Annotated in this window: 18 protein-coding genes; 4 read left to right on the forward strand and 14 right to left on the reverse strand. The window is 41.9% G+C overall.

Translation table 11 applies throughout. From position 1 onward, the window contains the following. Window positions 1-33 precede the first annotated feature (33 nt). From AC1DPK_RS13715 to AC1DPK_RS13755, 9 genes are all read right to left on the reverse strand, one after another. The gene (locus AC1DPK_RS13715) at window positions 34-1,002 is read right to left on the reverse strand and encodes an aldo/keto reductase (protein ID WP_477510656.1); all 969 of its coding nucleotides are present in this window, start codon (window positions 1,000-1,002) and stop codon (window positions 34-36) included. Between the two features lie 96 nt (window positions 1,003-1,098). Continuing rightward, window positions 1,099-1,407 carry a hypothetical protein gene (locus tag AC1DPK_RS13720; protein WP_477510657.1) on the reverse strand — a complete coding sequence of 103 codons (309 nt, stop codon included), beginning with the start codon at window positions 1,405-1,407 and terminating at the stop codon, window positions 1,099-1,101. Between the two features lie 25 nt (window positions 1,408-1,432). Beyond that, the gene (locus tag AC1DPK_RS13725; protein ID WP_076269036.1) at window positions 1,433-1,615 is read right to left on the reverse strand and encodes a YezD family protein; all 183 of its coding nucleotides are present in this window, start codon (window positions 1,613-1,615) and stop codon (window positions 1,433-1,435) included. Window positions 1,616-1,717: 102 nt separating this feature from the next. Continuing rightward, entirely contained in the window at window positions 1,718-2,503 is a 786-nt protein-coding gene (locus AC1DPK_RS13730) for a nitroreductase family protein (protein WP_477510658.1), read from the reverse strand. 739 nt (window positions 2,504-3,242) lie between these two features. After that, entirely contained in the window at window positions 3,243-3,770 is a 528-nt protein-coding gene (locus AC1DPK_RS13735) for a nucleoside-triphosphatase (RefSeq protein WP_477510659.1), read from the reverse strand. Between the two features lies 1 nt (window position 3,771). After that, window positions 3,772-4,188: a hypothetical protein gene (locus tag AC1DPK_RS13740; protein ID WP_076269040.1), complete on the reverse strand. Its 417-nt coding sequence runs from the start codon at window positions 4,186-4,188 to the stop codon at window positions 3,772-3,774. Window positions 4,189-4,365: 177 nt separating this feature from the next. After that, window positions 4,366-5,421, reverse strand: a complete 1,056-nt coding sequence (locus AC1DPK_RS13745) for a phosphotransferase enzyme family protein (protein WP_477510660.1) — start codon at window positions 5,419-5,421, stop codon at window positions 4,366-4,368. 301 nt (window positions 5,422-5,722) lie between these two features. Next, window positions 5,723-7,204 carry a methyl-accepting chemotaxis protein gene (locus tag AC1DPK_RS13750; RefSeq protein ID WP_477510661.1) on the reverse strand — a complete coding sequence of 494 codons (1,482 nt, stop codon included), beginning with the start codon at window positions 7,202-7,204 and terminating at the stop codon, window positions 5,723-5,725. A gap of 42 nt (window positions 7,205-7,246) precedes the next feature. Continuing rightward, entirely contained in the window at window positions 7,247-7,828 is a 582-nt protein-coding gene (locus AC1DPK_RS13755; RefSeq protein WP_477510662.1) for a GNAT family N-acetyltransferase, read from the reverse strand. A gap of 419 nt (window positions 7,829-8,247) precedes the next feature. Between AC1DPK_RS13755 and AC1DPK_RS13760 the strand changes: the two genes are divergently transcribed. Together AC1DPK_RS13760 and AC1DPK_RS13765 are read left to right on the forward strand one after the other, a co-directional pair. Further along, window positions 8,248-8,604, forward strand: coding sequence for a YtxH domain-containing protein (locus AC1DPK_RS13760; protein WP_339204730.1), 357 nt, complete (start codon window positions 8,248-8,250; stop codon window positions 8,602-8,604). Between the two features lie 4 nt (window positions 8,605-8,608). Then, a complete protein-coding gene (locus tag AC1DPK_RS13765; RefSeq protein WP_339204731.1) occupies window positions 8,609-8,749 on the forward strand; it encodes a hypothetical protein in 141 nt (46 codons plus the stop codon). A gap of 81 nt (window positions 8,750-8,830) precedes the next feature. Here AC1DPK_RS13765 and AC1DPK_RS13770 read toward each other — a convergent pair whose 3' ends face one another. The 3 genes from AC1DPK_RS13770 to AC1DPK_RS13780 are packed head-to-tail and all read right to left on the reverse strand — an operon-like array spanning window position 8,831 to window position 10,520. Next, window positions 8,831-9,613, reverse strand: a complete 783-nt coding sequence (locus AC1DPK_RS13770) for a sigma-70 family RNA polymerase sigma factor (RefSeq protein WP_339204732.1) — start codon at window positions 9,611-9,613, stop codon at window positions 8,831-8,833. Then, window positions 9,610-10,050: an anti-sigma B factor RsbW gene (gene rsbW / locus AC1DPK_RS13775; RefSeq protein ID WP_076269046.1), complete on the reverse strand. Its 441-nt coding sequence runs from the start codon at window positions 10,048-10,050 to the stop codon at window positions 9,610-9,612. The genes AC1DPK_RS13770 and rsbW overlap by 4 nt, the downstream gene beginning before the upstream one ends. A 38-nt stretch (window positions 10,051-10,088) precedes the next feature. Next, window positions 10,089-10,520: a DUF948 domain-containing protein gene (locus AC1DPK_RS13780; protein WP_076269047.1), complete on the reverse strand. Its 432-nt coding sequence runs from the start codon at window positions 10,518-10,520 to the stop codon at window positions 10,089-10,091. 162 nt (window positions 10,521-10,682) lie between these two features. On the opposite strand from AC1DPK_RS13780, the gene AC1DPK_RS13785 reads away from it, so the two are divergent. Beyond that, window positions 10,683-13,433 (forward strand): response regulator, encoded by a 2,751-nt coding sequence (locus tag AC1DPK_RS13785; protein WP_477510663.1) that lies wholly within the window; start codon window positions 10,683-10,685, stop codon window positions 13,431-13,433. Further along, window positions 13,406-14,296 carry a CheR family methyltransferase gene (locus tag AC1DPK_RS13790; protein ID WP_477510664.1) on the forward strand — a complete coding sequence of 297 codons (891 nt, stop codon included), beginning with the start codon at window positions 13,406-13,408 and terminating at the stop codon, window positions 14,294-14,296. The genes AC1DPK_RS13785 and AC1DPK_RS13790 overlap by 28 nt, the downstream gene beginning before the upstream one ends. Window positions 14,297-14,394: 98 nt before the next feature. Here AC1DPK_RS13790 and AC1DPK_RS13795 read toward each other — a convergent pair whose 3' ends face one another. Both AC1DPK_RS13795 and AC1DPK_RS13800 read right to left on the reverse strand, forming a co-directional pair. Continuing rightward, the gene (locus AC1DPK_RS13795; protein ID WP_430059564.1) at window positions 14,395-14,646 is read right to left on the reverse strand and encodes a hypothetical protein; all 252 of its coding nucleotides are present in this window, start codon (window positions 14,644-14,646) and stop codon (window positions 14,395-14,397) included. Window positions 14,647-14,655: 9 nt separating this feature from the next. Continuing rightward, window positions 14,656-15,933 carry a hypothetical protein gene (locus AC1DPK_RS13800; protein WP_477510665.1) on the reverse strand — a complete coding sequence of 426 codons (1,278 nt, stop codon included), beginning with the start codon at window positions 15,931-15,933 and terminating at the stop codon, window positions 14,656-14,658.

Below are 15,933 nucleotides of genomic sequence, written 5' to 3' on the forward strand. Positions count from 1 at the left end.
CATTTATACGGTAGAATGTATTCCATTATAGAATTAGCTCGGAATGGCTTCTTTTGCCGACTCCAAATTGGAGGTTGCTTCATCAGCCTTCGCCAGTTCCTCAGCGCTTAGTTTAACATCCCAGCTTTTTGCAGCTTCCGTAATATGCTCAAGCTTTGAAGCGCCTAGAATTGCCGAAGTAATGCCAGGACGACTCAGTACCCAAGACAATGCGTATTGCGCTTGAGTAAGGCCCTTTTCTTCCGCCAAAGGTCTAATCGCCTCAGCAACTGGAATTGCATTTTTCTTCAAAAGCTCCTCCAGCCTTTGCTCGCCTGCCGCAAGCCGTGATCCTTCAGGCGGCGCTTCTCCAACCCTATACTTGCCAGAGAGTATTCCTCTGCCAAGCGGACTATAAACGATAACGCCTACTTGCTCCGATTGCACAAAAGGTATAATTTCCTTCTCAATTTCACGCGAGATGATGCTGTATTCCGGTTGGAGACTTTCGAAGCGATGCAGGCTATGCAGCGCGCTTATACCGTGAGCCTTCGCAAGCTGCCATGCAGCAAAATTAGAAGCGCCTATGTATCTTACTTTCCCTTGACGCACCAGATCATCTAAAGCTCGAAGCGTTTCTTCAAGAGGGGTATTAGGATCAAATCGATGTACCTGATACAGATCCAAATAATCGGTTTTCAACCGTTTCAAGCTGTCTTCAACAGCCTTGTAAATATGATAGCGGCTTTGCCCCGAATCATTTACCCCTTCGCCTACGCGGCCATGAACTTTGGTTGCCAGCACAATTTGGTGACGTCTTTCTTTTAACAAATTGCCCAGTATACGTTCCGACTCACCTTCCCCGTATACATTAGCAGTGTCCACGAGGTTAATGCCATGATCCAGCGCGGCATCCAAAATTCCAGCAGATGCCTCCTCATCAATCCATCTTCCAAACGCCATCGTACCTAAGCTCACCTCAGATACTTTTAGTCCTGTTCTTCCCAATTTACGATATTCCATGTTCGTTATCCTCCTCAAATTTTGTACAAAAAAAAACCGGAGACAGGTTTTGCATTTGCAAAATGTCTCCGGTTTTCCGGTCGAATATATTCATTATTAGTATGCGGCCAAGGCTCTTATTACCGGAACTTCGTGTTCAGCAGCAAATTGGCTAAGCTGAGCGACCAAATTTCCTTTGCCAAAAGATAAATACTTACGGCCTTCTTCCGCCTGCAGCTTGATCATGTGATCTAGAAACTGAATAATCATCTTCCGCCGGCCTTTAATTCCAGCATAACCGTTGTCATACAGCCATTGATCAATGGTATTGTAGACACCACGGTTCAGCCGATACATTTGCAAGCAGTAATGATGAAAGGCAAGATCCGGCCATTCATATAAACTGGAGCTCCTATCGTTCTTCATACGCATCCTCTCCACTTATAAACGGTTATCTTTGCTTGCGAGCAGCAGATGGCAGCTTCTCCACCTCGTAACGGCTGCGCTCCGTCCGATCAATTTGTACAATTTGACCATTATGAATCGTAATTTGAACGATGCCATATTGAACGCCTGCCAATTGATCCTGTATTCGCTTCAACCATTCATCAGCAACCTCAACCGTTCTGGACATATTCAACATCCTCTCCAAATTTATGAGTGTTTTCAAACTAAATGTATAAGTGCCATCAAACCAAATGCATGGTCAAACAGGTTTCCAGAAAGCATTAGCCGTTTAATCTACCTTAATCTCCAATAGACTCTCAGCCAAGGGGCGACGCCCATTCGGAATTTCTTTATCGCGAAACTTTTCATCGAGCGTATCAAGTCCTCCACGATGACCGAGTGCAATGACGGCATGCAGTGCAATATGTTCGGGTACTTCTAAAATCTTGCGTGCTTCCGCTCGGTCAAATCCTCCAACGGCACGAGTCGATAGACCAAGCAGCCTCGCTTGCAGCGCCAAAGTTGCCCAAGCAGCTCCTGTATCGAAAGCATGCGACACATTCGGATTGCCATCTTGCTTAACCGCTTCAGAAGCTAGAAGCAGCAGCACGGGTGCGTGGTCTGTCCACAAGCGGTTGCCAGGCACGATGAACTTGCGGAACTGCTCATGCTCGGCTTCTTCCCTTGCCACGTAAAATCTCCAAGGCTGCAAATTGCTGGACGATGGCGCCCACCTTGCAGCTTCCAAAACCGTATAAAGCTCTTCATCGCTCACAAGCTGCTCCGAGTAGGATCGTGGCGACCATCGATTCAGAATAAGCGGGTGTACAGGATAATCAGGGCTTCTTGCATCGGCAACCTCTTTACTGTATTGCTGCTCAAGTGACTGAGCATTAGCTCCAAAACCAACATGACTCACTATCCCCATCTCCTCTTCCTTTGAATAAAAAGAAGGCGCACGACAACCGATTCGGCATTCGGTTGGCATGCGCCTCCAGTTTTCTAGCGAGCGCGACTTGCAATCAAATACAGCGAAACCATTGCCATGAATGACGATGCAAGTGTCATTATTCATTTCCGACTAATTCAATAGGATAAATTAAATTTAACATGATGTTTTCCATCCGTCAACACTTATCCGTCTAATTTCCACGACTCTTTTTTACAAATTGGCGCCACGCTTTCGCTGCTGCCAAGGTCAAGCTTGCTTCACCACTTGCTACTGAGCTCCCTGCACCAACTGAAAATTTTCACACTGAATTCACTAATTTATTACCTAAACCCTTAATTAACTGGATTCTTCGTATGAATTTCCCCATGATACGCAACTCCCTATGCTAACACGATTCTTGACACGGGATTTCCTCTCAATTGGTACGAGAATCCCTAGGCTAACTCAATTTTTTACGCGGGATTCACGCAAATGTTACCCAAACCCTTTACTAAATCGATTCTTCACACGTAATTCCCTTCAATTGATACGAGAATCCCTACGCTAACGGGAATTTCTCCTGTTAATTCATCAAAAAGAGTCTAATTTAACTAATTACATGGAAATTCTCCAGTTAATTTTCTTCATATTCCTGAATTAGAGCTAATTTCGCGAAATTAACGGGAGATTTTCCTGTTAATTGAGCATTTGACGTAAAAACTGAGAAATTAACAGGAGTTTTTCCTGTTAGAAGATACGATTACTCAAAACACGATTAACCTTACACATACTCATTATCGAGCAAATCTACCCATTCAAAAAAAAGCCTCCCCACCCACTTAGAACGTGGATTAGGAAGCTTCTTTATCGTACAATGAACCACCTACAATAACCTAAAAAGATCGTTCGCCAATGCCTCTGTTGTTAATTCTCTATTTTCTTCATTCATAACGTACAGCTTGATGCCTGGCAGCTCCTTTATCTTGTCAATTTCGGAATGGCTATCCAAGCAAATCGTGCCTATGATGAGATGCTGCGAGCTTGAAACCATGTCATAGACCATTTTCCGAAAAGGTACCGATAACATTTGCATGTAGCCAATTTCATCAATAACCGTTACCTTCTTCGTCTTCAAGGAATGTCTAATTGACGTTAGAGCTAAATTCTCAAAAGCTTCTAATTCAACGCCATATCTTCCTATTCTTATGGAACTTGTACTATCTACACTTGCTATTCTTTTGCTTACTCCATCCAATGTTACGCAGTTAAATCCAATACGATCCGTTTCGCTCCGTATTTCTTCCGTATAAAATCCTCCAACATGCTCAGCGCCTATTCGGTTAATAAGCTGTACAATGGCAGTCGATTTGCCTACTCGCGGCTTCCCAGTCAACAAAAAACATGTTTCCATATCATTCCCTCATTCGGCGGTGCAGCATATTTTCTGCTAGGGCATATAACAAACCCACAACCGCAAATATTATAATAGAGCTATTTCTATTCAACTCGTATCCCGAGACAAAATTATCATATAAATAATGAAACATATATACGCCCACCAATCCACCAAACAGGATATAGATTGAAGCCTTAATCATTAGTGATTTCACCAGCTTATGAACAACTAAAGAGATTGGCAGCAATGTAATCGGATAAAAAAGGAAGGCGTAAACAACCATCAGCAAAACGAACGTCAGCCCGATATTACGGAGACCATAATATTCGGTTGTCATAATTTTGCTCCCCTCGAATAATTCCAAGACCACCGCTGCCGCAACAAACAATATAATCATAAAAATCCAAAGAAAAAAATGTTTGACTATCTCCAATTAAACACCGCCTTGTTTGCTTAGATAAGTATTAAACGTTTATTTAATTTACAATGTTTCACAATTGCCTTATCTGTTTTATTATTTTGATGCTTCTCTCCCTTCACAAAAAAGCCCGCGCAGCGCACGGACTTCACAACGATCAGCCTTTATGGGACTAATATCATATTTTCACCTTCACTCTCCATTTTCCTTCCTCCCTAAAATTGCTGTTCTATCGATTTCCATAGGTTCGATAACTTGGAATAAAAACCGTGTATCGTTTAAATAATCTCTTATATACGCCTGAGCATACGGCTGTTCTGCAATTAAACTGGCTGTTTCTCTTGGGTCTGAGGCATGATGGCAATAATTCTCGATCATGAACATGACGAAAAAACATTCAAGCCTCTTAACATAGTCCGTTTCCAGCTTTCTTACACTCTCGTAGCCTTGCATAAACAGCCAGCGATGCTTCGGATAAAGCTCTAATAGCGAGCCTGCCATATCGTACAGAAAATAACCAAAACCGCATCTGCCAAAATCAATGGGATACGGCAGATCCTCGTTAAAAACGATGTTGCCGCTATGCAAATCCGCATGAATGAGTCCGTAGTTATCGCCGCTGCGTTCCATTACAGCCAGTTCCGATATGATTTTCTCAGCCGCTGCTTGATATGATCTCCATGCCTCTCCCGATAAAAAACATCCATAATACTGTTCCAGCTTAGCCATTTGATGACTAAAGCTCTCTGCTCCCCAAACAGGACGAACAAAATCAGAAGGCGGGACAAAATTTGCAGCCGCTTTGTGAAGCCTTCCCATCATGACACCCATAAGATGAACCGTATGATCCGAAAACTCCCCGCTAGCGTGCTCGCCATCTACCCATCGCATCAGAGTAACATACGGACGACGATAGCCGGCTTCCGTATCGATCTGCAAAACAGAAGCGCCGCTGCAGCTTGCCAGCGCTTCTGGCACATGCAAATCCTCCGATTTATTTAAGGCCTGAAGCAAAGCAAGCTCTGAACGAATTTCCTCTATGCTGAGTCGATCCGAATGAATTCGAAGCAAATATTTTTCCGCTGTATCTGTCTCAATTTTATACGTGATTGTGTCCGACAGCTGAATAAATCGAATGCTCACCCATTCCAAGTCATACTCTTGCAGTGCCGATAACGCAACTTTCCTCGCTCGAGCTAGCAGTGATATCCTATTCTCATCTGTATCAAAACGAAAAAAATCAATCATATATTATCTCCTTCAACGGCTATAACCACCATTTCATTGTTCTTGTCATTATAATGGCTATCATGCCGTGAACCTAAGTAATAAACATTTAGAAATCATTTAATACACAAAATCACTCTATTAACTGCTCACCGATAACAGAGGTTTGTGACTCCATATTTGTCCGTTAGTTATTCATCCATATTCATATAAAACTAACAAAAAAAAACGCCATTTCAGGAGCCGCCAACCCCATTCGAGGTAAGCAGTACTCCTTCTATTGACGTTTTCTATAAAACGAATGATGTTATGATAAATCAGCTTAATGCTTCGCCGCCATTTGCTTAAGCTCTGAAAGCAATTGATCAAGCTGAGCATATTCTTCTACCATCGTATGAATCTTCATATCCTGTGTTTCCATGCTGGCATGAACCTCTTCAACAGAAGCCATATTTTGTTCCGTAGTAGCTGCGATATTGAGCATTTCACTCGACATGCTCGCATAACGCTCATGCAGTTCATTGGCAGAGCTGCCAACTGAATCAGAATGCCTTTTCACAAGCTCCGTATTCTCGTTTATCTGATCAATAAGCTTCTCAACCTGCAAAGACACATCTCTGCTCGTCGTCACTGCTGCTTGGCCACTTTCAACTTGCGCGTGTACAGCACTGATTTGTGAACGAATACCCGTCAAAATTTCAGATATTTCATTCGTCGCCGCTCTCGCATTATCTGCAAGCTTGCGCACCTCGCCTGATACGACAGCAAAACCTCTGCCGTGCTCGCCTGCGCGAGCTGCTTCAATCGCAGCATTAAGCGCAAGTAGATTCGTCTGCTCAGCAATCGTACTAATCGTTTCTACAATTGAGCTTACACGATCATTTTGCTCATTGAGTTCAATCATCATGTCCACGGTATGTGTAATGATAGAGCGAACACTTTCTACCTCTGACGATAACACAGCCATTTTCTCCCGATTGTTCTCCGTCAAATCTGCATTAACCGTAGAAAATTGCTTCAGCTGCTCCGTACCTTCCAAAAGCGTTTTAACCGAAGTATCAATGACCTGCGAGGATTCACTAATGTTCATAATAGTCCCTGTCTGCTTCTCGATCGCAGCCGACATTTCGGAGAACGTTGCCGTTACCTCTTTCGATATTTCTCCAGTGGAACGAACCGTCAGCTGCTGGCTGCTGCTGAACTCCGTTAATACAATAATAGAAGAGTTTAGTTTAGCGAGCAGCGCCTCTGCCATATCCTTAGAAGCTAAAGCTTCCCGCTGCTTGTCTGTTACCTGCCRCTGCAATTTGCCGCTGAAGCCGGCTGAGAATGCGAGCGCAACCGTAGCAAATAAGAGATACAAAAATAAATAAACAAGCGATTCGTTTGGGAATAGCTTAGGCTGCAGCACAGGATCAAAAAATAAATATGTGCTTACTGCGGCTCCCAAAACACCTGTCAAAATAATCGGTCTATAGTCTGCGTAAAGAGTAATGATTGYGAGGTTTACATAAACTAAAAAGTACGTGCTCACAATAGGATTCGGATCCGATACGATTAATAAAGTAACGATAATGGTCAATATAAAGGGTACAAAAAATTTAATAAATTGTGTAAAAATGCCACGGTATGTCATGAAAGTAGCTGCACCGCACAAAAATATACCGACTCCCGCAAGAAGAAGAACCATCTTTGCATCAAGCCCAATAGCAAGATCTGTAACGATCCCGAGAGCAAGCAAACTCCACAGGATTTTTATTAACAATCGATTCCGTTTGTCTAGTTCTGTTAATTCTTTTTTCATGACATTTCCGCCTTTTCTGTGTTAACTCATGTTTTCATACGTTTAAACGGTACGTCCAGTTCCTCCTGCACCGTTTGCAGCCAAAACCGCTTCTTGCGGATAGACGAGCCATTGATAACTATTTTTGTTGCGATACATCTTTTCCATATCGAACAATACGGGAATGACGTCATCTCCCTTATAGAACACCTTCTCTCCTACTTTTTCTAATGGTACTTGATATGAAATACGAAGTGCCCTCATAAATTTCGGCTCAAGCAACGAGACAAAATATTTCAGCTGCAGCTTCTCTGCTATGTAGACTGCCGACGAGAGCAAATCTGAGATATGCCTTCCTCTATAGGATCGGAGCAGTGCAATTTTGTCAATTTCAGCTACAGCGTCGCCTGCTTCAATAATTTTCGGATGCGTTTGAAACGGACCTGCATCGTTAATGGAGCTTGAAGTCAAGCAATAGGGCTTAATTTCAGATGTCCCTACATAATGTCCTTCCTCTGTCACAATGACGAATCTCTCAAGAGTGTTTTCAGAAAATTCAAGTTCAAAACCTTTCTCCATCCAGACGGTTGTCCAAATGCCGTTAAACATAGCCAGCTCCAGCTCATTCTCCACTCGTTTAAACATGATTTCTCTCCTCTATCTCTCTATTTTTGCGAGTTTCTACATAGGTGAAATAGGCAGGCAATTTTTTTATCGGAATAATTAACTCAATAATTAACCAATTTAAGAGAATAAATATATTATTTTTCAAAACTTTTCTAAAGCTACTTCTAATTTTTCATCTTACTAAATATAAACGCCCTCCTTCTCAATCTTTTTATATAAATTATTCCATGCAATCGATTTACTCAACCGTTCATATCACATAATTCCTAGCAAGTAAGTGAGAAATCGAAACAAATCGTAGCATCGTCTCCCTTTAATTGTCAATAGTTTCCTTATTGATTTGTTTCAAAACGTTTGTTTTCGTTTATATATAACTAAGAAATTCAAACAACGTTGATCAACTTGATCGACAAATACAAATCGAGGAGAGATGACAAATGTCACGAGAAAACTCTAGTAACGGCGTATTGATTGGCGCAATTGTAGGAGGTGCTATCGGTGCTATTTCAGCTCTGCTGTTCGCACCAAAAACAGGTGCAAACCTGCGGGAGGATCTCTCCAACAAGTTCAAGACGATTAGCGAAAAGACAAAGGAAATTGCCACTACGGTGGGAAATAATACAAAGGATTTAGCTGCTGCCGTCGGACAAAACACGAAGGATATAGCAACTAATATCAAAGAGGAAGCTGGCGACTTGGTAGATCACGCCAAAAAATCAAATCAGCATATTATGGATTCCATTTCCTCTGCTAAAGATGATGTCAAGGATGGACTTGCAACAACTGGGAGGTAATGAAATGAAAGACGAGCTTGAATCAACTACAAATTCAATGGCACCTACAGAAGAAGAGATGATTAAGCTTGGCGAGGATATGGAGAACATGGAAACCAATGCACAAGTCATTGAGAATGGCATGGTACCCGATCCGGTTCAATAACAATAAGGCTTATAACAAAAACCCCCTTTCCATCAAGATGGAAAGGGGGTTTTTAATATATTAAAAATTAATAAAAGTGCTTTACATTCCAAATTCAGCGCTATGATCTGCGAGCAGTACCTTCAGCTTCTCAATCGCCCGCTTTTGTATGCGAGAAACGCTCATCTGCGATACGCCAAGCTGATCGGCTATATCACGCTGAGATTGACCATTATGATAAGCAAGAATAAGTACCTTCTTCTCCTCTGCTTTCAGTTGATCCATCGCCTCCTCCAAGTCTAGACGATTATCAACATTCTGATAATCGTCCTTGTCTGAACCAATTAGATCGCCTATAGTAGCAGCGCTTTCCCCTTCGCTTGATAATGGAGTATCAAGCGATACATAATGATAGGATTCGCGGCAAGAAAGTATCTCTATCGTTTCTTCCACCGAAAGCCCCAAATGAACCGCAATTTCTTCCATTTTGGGCGAGTGGCCGAGCTCAACGGTTAAGTGATCGATGGCTTGCTGAATCAGCAAGCCTTTTTCCTTAATCCGTCTCGGCACCTGGATATACCAAGACTTGTCTCGCAAATAGTTTTTCAAATGCCCGATAATGCTCTTCATTGCATATCCCTCAAATGGGATTTCACGCGAGCTGTCATACTGCCTAAATAAACGCAGCATAGACAACTGACCGACTTGGTATAAATCCTCATAGAGATCTGGTCTGCTGCGGGACATCTTTGCAGCTGCCATCTTCACAATGGGCTCAAAATGCTGCAGCAATACGGTTGCAACTTCATTACAATTCGATTGCTGATACAATTTTATTTTTTCAATCATATGTTCTGGATCCAGGAAGGATGAATTTGCGTTCATGCCATCTCCTCTTTCCTACCAAATAGCTTGGTCAAAATTACCTCAGTGCCTCTCTCAGAAAACACTTCCACTTTATCCATCAATGCATGCATCATAAACAGCCCAAGTCCACCAGCCGTTACTTCACTTAGTTCTTTATTGTGCAGAGACTCGGTTTTACTTGCGGATGGCTCATATTTAAAGCTCGTACCCTCGTCCTTAATGCGAATAGAGAGCCCTTCTTCCTCAAGCTCAAAGCTAATATCCACTACACCAGGCTGGCTATTGCTGTATGCATGGAGTACTACGTTCGTACAAGCCTCGGTTACAGCAACCTTCATATCTTCAATTTCCTCATAGGAAAAACCTGCTTTGTTCGCAACGCCAAATAATGTAAGTCTAACAATATCAATAAATTCTGCTCTCGCCGGAATCGATAAACGAATGAATGAGTTCATAGTCGCTTCTGTCCTCTCTTCTATGTTCCTATTATAGCTTATATTTTCTTCACTTTATTCCATATCCTTATTGTGGAAATCGCACCATCATATATCGTACTTATTAAGCTAGGTTCAGATGCTGGTTTCTTCTTGCCTTCACCTTTTATCGAAGCAACTACGCTTGCTGCCGATTCCTTAGCCGCTCCAGTAAATGAGTGCAAGGCGTGACCAAGATCATTGACGGATGCGAACAACACATCGAGCGAGCTTAGCTTCGTTCGTACATCAAGTGTCATTGCATTCGTATTATGAATAGCCTCCTTCACCTCAACGCTAATTTGAGTCACTTCAGTTCGCAGCGAGCCAACGGTTTGCCTCATTTCATCAAGTGCACCTCGCAATACTTTCAACGTTTGAATTAGTGAATACAAGAGAACAAGAAAAGCAATCGCTATAACCGCAATACTGATTTGCATAAGTAGATCCATCGGTCATCACTTCCTTTTTTTCATTACATACCCGCTATTTCATTCTTTGAAACAAAAAGCGGTTTTTCTCATATAAGAGGCAGGAATATTCTATGCACTCATTCATGCTATAATAAAGGGAGACTGTTACTAGAATTCTTTCATATAAAGGAGTTTATTCTATTGGGTAATTTACGTTTCAAAATCCGCTCAAAGATTTTACTCGGCTATTTTCTGATCATACTCTGCTTAGGCGTTTCTATCCTTGTCGTCAGCGAGAGAATATCATCCTTACAAACAGAAATTGAGTCAATTACAAGTCGAGACATCGAAGTGCATAATTTGATTACCAGTATTCGCTATAATGTCGTAAGCATGGAGACTAGCCAGCGCGGTTATGTGATTACGGGCAATGACCTTTATTTAGAGCCCTATATTCGTGGAAAAAGCGAATGGGAAGCCAACTATAACGCACTGTACCAGTATTTATCCGACAATCCAACTACACTCAAAACTATGGAAGAAATAAAACTGACCATACAAAATTGGATCGAAATTGCCGGTGAGCCTACTCTAACCATGCGCAAAAATAACGATACGCAAGGTATTATTGATTTCTATAATGACGATATTGGAAAAGACCAAATTGATTCTCTTCGGATACAGTTAGAAACCTTGCGACAAAATGAAATCACTTCAACGAAAGAGCATATTGCTGAATTGGAAAATCGAAATGACATACTCATTATTAGCTTGTATCTCATGCTGCTTATTGTGTCAGTTATTGCTTTCATCATCGTTTCATTTGTTTCCGGCGCAATCGTTAAAACGATCCAACAGGTTGTGAAGACGATAAACGATATCGCATCCTCCGGAGGGGATTTATCCACTCGTATTAAAGTAAATACAAGAGATGAAATTAAAGATCTCGCTGAAGCTACCAATAGTTTGCTTGATAATATAAACGACCAAGATTGGATCAAAACAAAAGTTGCCGAGGTGGCAACGATGAATCAAGGCATTAATGATACATCAACGCTAGCAGATTCTTTTCTCACGAAGCTTGCTCCAATTCTAGGTGCAGCCTATGGCTTATTTTATCTCCGCCAAGGTGCAGGCGAGCAGCAGAGACTTGTGAAAATGGCTTCCTATGCAGCCCATGGCGATCAGTCAGGACTAGAAAGCTTCCGATTGGGCGAAGGCCTTATCGGTCAAGCGGCAGTGGAGAAACGTACGTTTTTGTTGAACACGGCTCCAGAGCATCGAATTAACTTAACCTCKGGTCTTGGAACGCTTCAGCCTAAGAGCATCCTAATCGTGCCTTTCGAGTATGAAGGCAAAGTAGTAGCTGTCGTTGAATTTGCTTCCACCGAGTCGTTCACTTCTCAGCACCTAAAGCTGCTTGAGCAAATCGATACTCATTTTGGCGTTGCGATTAACAGCGTTGTTGGCCGAATGGAAATCGAGAGGCTGCTTAGCGAATCGCAAGTGATGACGGAGGAGCTTCAAACGCAAACCGAGGAGCTGCAGACACAGTCTGAAGAGCTTCAGATGCAGCAAGAGGAAATGCGCATGACTACTGAGCATCTAGAGGAACAGAATCTATTTGCCGAACAGAAAACAAAGGAATTGGAAAAAGCAAAAGAAGAGCTCGAGGCCTATTCGGAGCAGCTTAAACAAAGCTCGCAGTACAAATCCAATTTTTTGGCTAATATGTCGCATGAGCTTCGTACTCCATTAAACAGCATCTTAATTCTCTCTCAGCTCCTTGCGGAAAATGAGAACCATACGCTTAATTCGGATGAAGAAGGGTATGCTAAAGTCATTAATACATCCGGTAAAGATCTATTAACGCTAATAGATGACATTCTTGATTTGTCTAAAGTCGAAGCCGGAAAACTCATCTTGACGATGGATGAAGTAAACGTAAGTGAAATTCCTGAACATATGAAGCTGCTATTCCAACCTGTCGCTGAGCAGAAAGAAATAGCTTTCCATATTAACGTCAATGCTAATGTCCCTCAATTGCTTTATACAGATGGTCAGCGGCTGCAGCAAATTTTGAAAAATCTACTGTCCAATGCTTTTAAATTTACGGAAAAAGGATCAGTTACTCTCGACATCCAGAAGGCTGGCTCACATGAAGTACAAAAACTTGTACCAGCACATATAAATAAAGACGTTTTGGCCATATCTGTAACCGACACCGGAATAGGCATTCCACTGGATAAACAGCAGCTAATATTTGAAGCGTTCCAGCAGGTCGATGGCGAAACGAATCGTCAATATGGCGGAACAGGATTAGGTTTATCCATTTGCAATGAATTTACTAAGCTTCTGGGCGGCAGTATCGTCCTTGAAAGCTCGCCAAAAAAAGGGAGTACTTTTACTCTCTATGTACCAAGTCTGCCTGATATGGAGAAAGAACAGCTTGTATCCCTTAATCAAGAGGTCGCAGCAGCTTCAGAAACTGTGGTCATCGATGCCTCACCTGATATTGCCGATGATCATAACATTTCTGACTTATCGGAAGATGAATGCACTCTATTTAAAGGGAAAAAGGTACTGCTCGTCGAGGATGATTCCCGTAATGTATTCGCTCTCGTCAAAGCGCTTGAGAACAAAGCATTTAACGTAACCGTGGCAAGCAATGGTAGACAATGCTTGGACATTATAAAAGAACAATCCGACTTCGATATTGTGCTCATGGACATTATGATGCCAATTATGGATGGCTTTGAAACGATGAAAATCATACGTCAGGATACCAAAATGAAGGATACGCCAATTATTGCGCTTACGGCGAAAGCGATGAAAAGCGATCGCGACAAATGTTTGGAAGCCGGTGCTTCCGATTATATTAGCAAACCTCTAAATATGGACCAGCTTTTCTCGCTGATGCGGGTATGGTTGACGAAGCAGGTGGGCAATTGACCAGTCAAGGAAATGAAGAAGCTGTAGATTATAATGAATTAACGCTCGATGATCTGGAACGAATCGAAATCGATTTGTTATTGGACGGTATTTACCGCGTCTATGGTTATGACTTCCGCAATTACTTGCGTTCATCGCTTCGCAGACGCATTACGCATCGAATGAATCTTGAAGGCTTGCCCACGATCACCTCTCTCCTTGAGAAGGTGCTCCATGAGCCTGGATTTATTCATATATTGCTTAATGATTTCTCCATACGAGTAACGGAAATGTTCCGTGATCCAAATTTCTTTGCTGCGTTCCGCAAGGATGTTATTCCTTTTCTTAGGAACCTTCCTGAAATTCGCATTTGGCATGCGGGCTGTGCGACTGGAGAAGAGGTTTATTCGATGGCTATCCTGCTCCAAGAGGAGGGCTTGCTGGATAAAGCGAAGATTTATGCAACGGATATGAATGAGCATGTTATCGAGAGTGCAAAACAAGGGAAGTTCCCGCTCAAACGAATGCAAGGATTCACCAAAAATTACTTGCAGGCTGGCGGTACAAAAGAATTTTCCTCTTATTATACGACTGATTATGAGCATGCCTTATTCCATCCTTATATCAAAGAAAATATGATGTTTGCCCAGCATAACTTGGCAACGGATCGTTCTTTCAATGAGTTTCATGTTATTTTGTGCCGGAACGTTCTCATTTATTTTGACCCGGATCTGCAAAGCCGTGTTCATTCTTTGTTTTTTGAAAGCCTCGCTCTACAAGGCTTCTTGGCACTAGGCAATATGGAATCATTAATCTCGGTTCATAAAATCAAATACGAGGATTTTAATCAGTCAGAACGAATTTTCCGCAAAATAAGTAATTAGCTAAAGCTGCTTCACTAACGAAACAAATAAGAGCCAAAATCCTATCCTAAGGATTTTGGCTCTTTCCGTTTTAACGTATGGATGATCTCGTTTGTCTCCTATCGGCTAATCGAAACCGAACCTGCTGCTTTAATCGAGGCGCTAATCGTTAATTTTTTCGCTAGGCATTGAAGCTCCTCCGCCGTTCCCTCGAATGGCTTGAGAGCAAGGCATAATTGCAATAAAGCAGCTTTTGCTGCCTCTTCAGCGAGATATGCATCTTGCAAAATAAAGTGAGCAACCTGATAGGCGTATGGCTCAACTCCTTTTAATTGCTGGAGCTTGCAAGGTGTTAGAATGGCTCTGCTCATAACATTTCCTCATCCATTTATTTTTCCGACAATTTCCATATTATTTAAATGTAAATTCTCCTTTAATTCTTCTGGTGTTTGCTTGCCATTGCCGATTTCAACAACACGGCCAGTATAGAGCAACTCCCCTGTTGCAAGATCGAGCACAGATGCTCCGGCAACATCTGCATGTTGAGTCATAACGTATACACGATTTGAGTTAATCAACAGAAATTTGATCTCGTCTACGTTCAACTGCTCTGCGGATAATTTGGCATAAGCTTGCTCGAATTTATTAGTTGATAAATGATACCGCGATAAGGTGATGTGTTCAGGTCCACTTTTTGCTACATAATACTCATCGCCTTGCAGGCTCGTCCACGCTTCCTTAATCACTAAATTAGTCAATTCAGTCATTAAGCCCGTACGGTAGGAATAGGCAAAATATTTCTCGCTTAGCGTTTCTGGTACCTTGTTCGCTTCTCGATCTTCTTGGCTAATTTTCTCTTCCCTTACAATAAAGATTATTTTCTCGAAAGGAGAACTGTATTGGCCACTTGAATCCCCCATATGCCCAATTTGGATTTGAACATCTTTTTTATTACTTGTGGACTTGATGCCCAGTGACTCGATGTTCGTATTACGCAGCAGCTTCCCGCTTTTCATATCGATGACAAATATCTCGTACCTGCTGCTCTCATTGTCGTAATCATATGTACTGACGAGCAAATGAATCTCTTCATCTACCTTTTGAACATCCACTAAATTCATATAATTATTGCTGAAATTGTTCACTCTTGTCGTTTTCACAGCTTTCGGCAGCTCATAAGTCACTTTAAGTTTCGATACTTTGTCTGTTGATTCTTCAAGCAGCTGCAGCTGAAATACCGCAATTGCGGCTTCTGAGCCCTTTTTTTCTGCTTTAACTTCTGCATAGACAATCCACTCCTCGTCTCTGTAAAAGCCTTGTGCATTAAGTTTACCCCGCATAAATGACTTATGATCTTTTATCATTTGCTTAATGTCAGGCTGCTTATAGAACCATGAGTCTCCGCTAAGCACATTTTTACGCATATTTTCGTTCGACCTGTAATATTCGCTTCCTTTGAAATTAATATTTAGAGCTTCGGAGCGTCTCTCTAAATATTGAGAGCCTGATAATTCGATAACAGCGCCTTCCTTGGCATCGCCTTGTATCGTTTCCAGCTTATAATCAGGCAAGAAATCTAATCTGCCATATGAATAATAAGTGGCTATTCCGCTTACAACGAGCACAACCATTAAGATCGATAACCAATAACGTCTCAT

The organism is Paenibacillus sp. 01T424, assembly GCF_056398745.1.

What these genes read in the sequence shown, in the direction of transcription:
- AC1DPK_RS13760 (WP_339204730.1), top strand. Translation starts at nt 8,248, where the DNA reads ATGTCACGAGAAAACTCTAGTAACGGCGTATTGATTGGCGCAATTGTA.
- AC1DPK_RS13795 (WP_430059564.1), bottom strand. Translation starts at nt 14,646, where the DNA reads ATGAGCAGAGCCATTCTAACACCTTGCAAGCTCCAGCAATTAAAAGGA.
- AC1DPK_RS13800 (WP_477510665.1), bottom strand. Translation starts at nt 15,933, where the DNA reads ATGAGACGTTATTGGTTATCGATCTTAATGGTTGTGCTCGTTGTAAGC.
- AC1DPK_RS13720 (WP_477510657.1), bottom strand. Translation starts at nt 1,407, where the DNA reads ATGAAGAACGATAGGAGCTCCAGTTTATATGAATGGCCGGATCTTGCC.
- AC1DPK_RS13765 (WP_339204731.1), top strand. Translation starts at nt 8,609, where the DNA reads ATGAAAGACGAGCTTGAATCAACTACAAATTCAATGGCACCTACAGAA.
- AC1DPK_RS13745 (WP_477510660.1), bottom strand. Translation starts at nt 5,421, where the DNA reads ATGATTGATTTTTTTCGTTTTGATACAGATGAGAATAGGATATCACTG.
- rsbW (WP_076269046.1), bottom strand. Translation starts at nt 10,050, where the DNA reads ATGAACTCATTCATTCGTTTATCGATTCCGGCGAGAGCAGAATTTATT.
- AC1DPK_RS13730 (WP_477510658.1), bottom strand. Translation starts at nt 2,503, where the DNA reads ATGAATAATGACACTTGCATCGTCATTCATGGCAATGGTTTCGCTGTA.
- AC1DPK_RS13790 (WP_477510664.1), top strand. Translation starts at nt 13,406, where the DNA reads ATGGTTGACGAAGCAGGTGGGCAATTGACCAGTCAAGGAAATGAAGAA.
- AC1DPK_RS13715 (WP_477510656.1), bottom strand. Translation starts at nt 1,002, where the DNA reads ATGGAATATCGTAAATTGGGAAGAACAGGACTAAAAGTATCTGAGGTG.
- AC1DPK_RS13725 (WP_076269036.1), bottom strand. Translation starts at nt 1,615, where the DNA reads ATGTCCAGAACGGTTGAGGTTGCTGATGAATGGTTGAAGCGAATACAG.
- AC1DPK_RS13755 (WP_477510662.1), bottom strand. Translation starts at nt 7,828, where the DNA reads ATGTTTAAACGAGTGGAGAATGAGCTGGAGCTGGCTATGTTTAACGGC.
- AC1DPK_RS13735 (WP_477510659.1), bottom strand. Translation starts at nt 3,770, where the DNA reads ATGGAAACATGTTTTTTGTTGACTGGGAAGCCGCGAGTAGGCAAATCG.
- AC1DPK_RS13780 (WP_076269047.1), bottom strand. Translation starts at nt 10,520, where the DNA reads ATGGATCTACTTATGCAAATCAGTATTGCGGTTATAGCGATTGCTTTT.
- AC1DPK_RS13770 (WP_339204732.1), bottom strand. Translation starts at nt 9,613, where the DNA reads ATGAACGCAAATTCATCCTTCCTGGATCCAGAACATATGATTGAAAAA.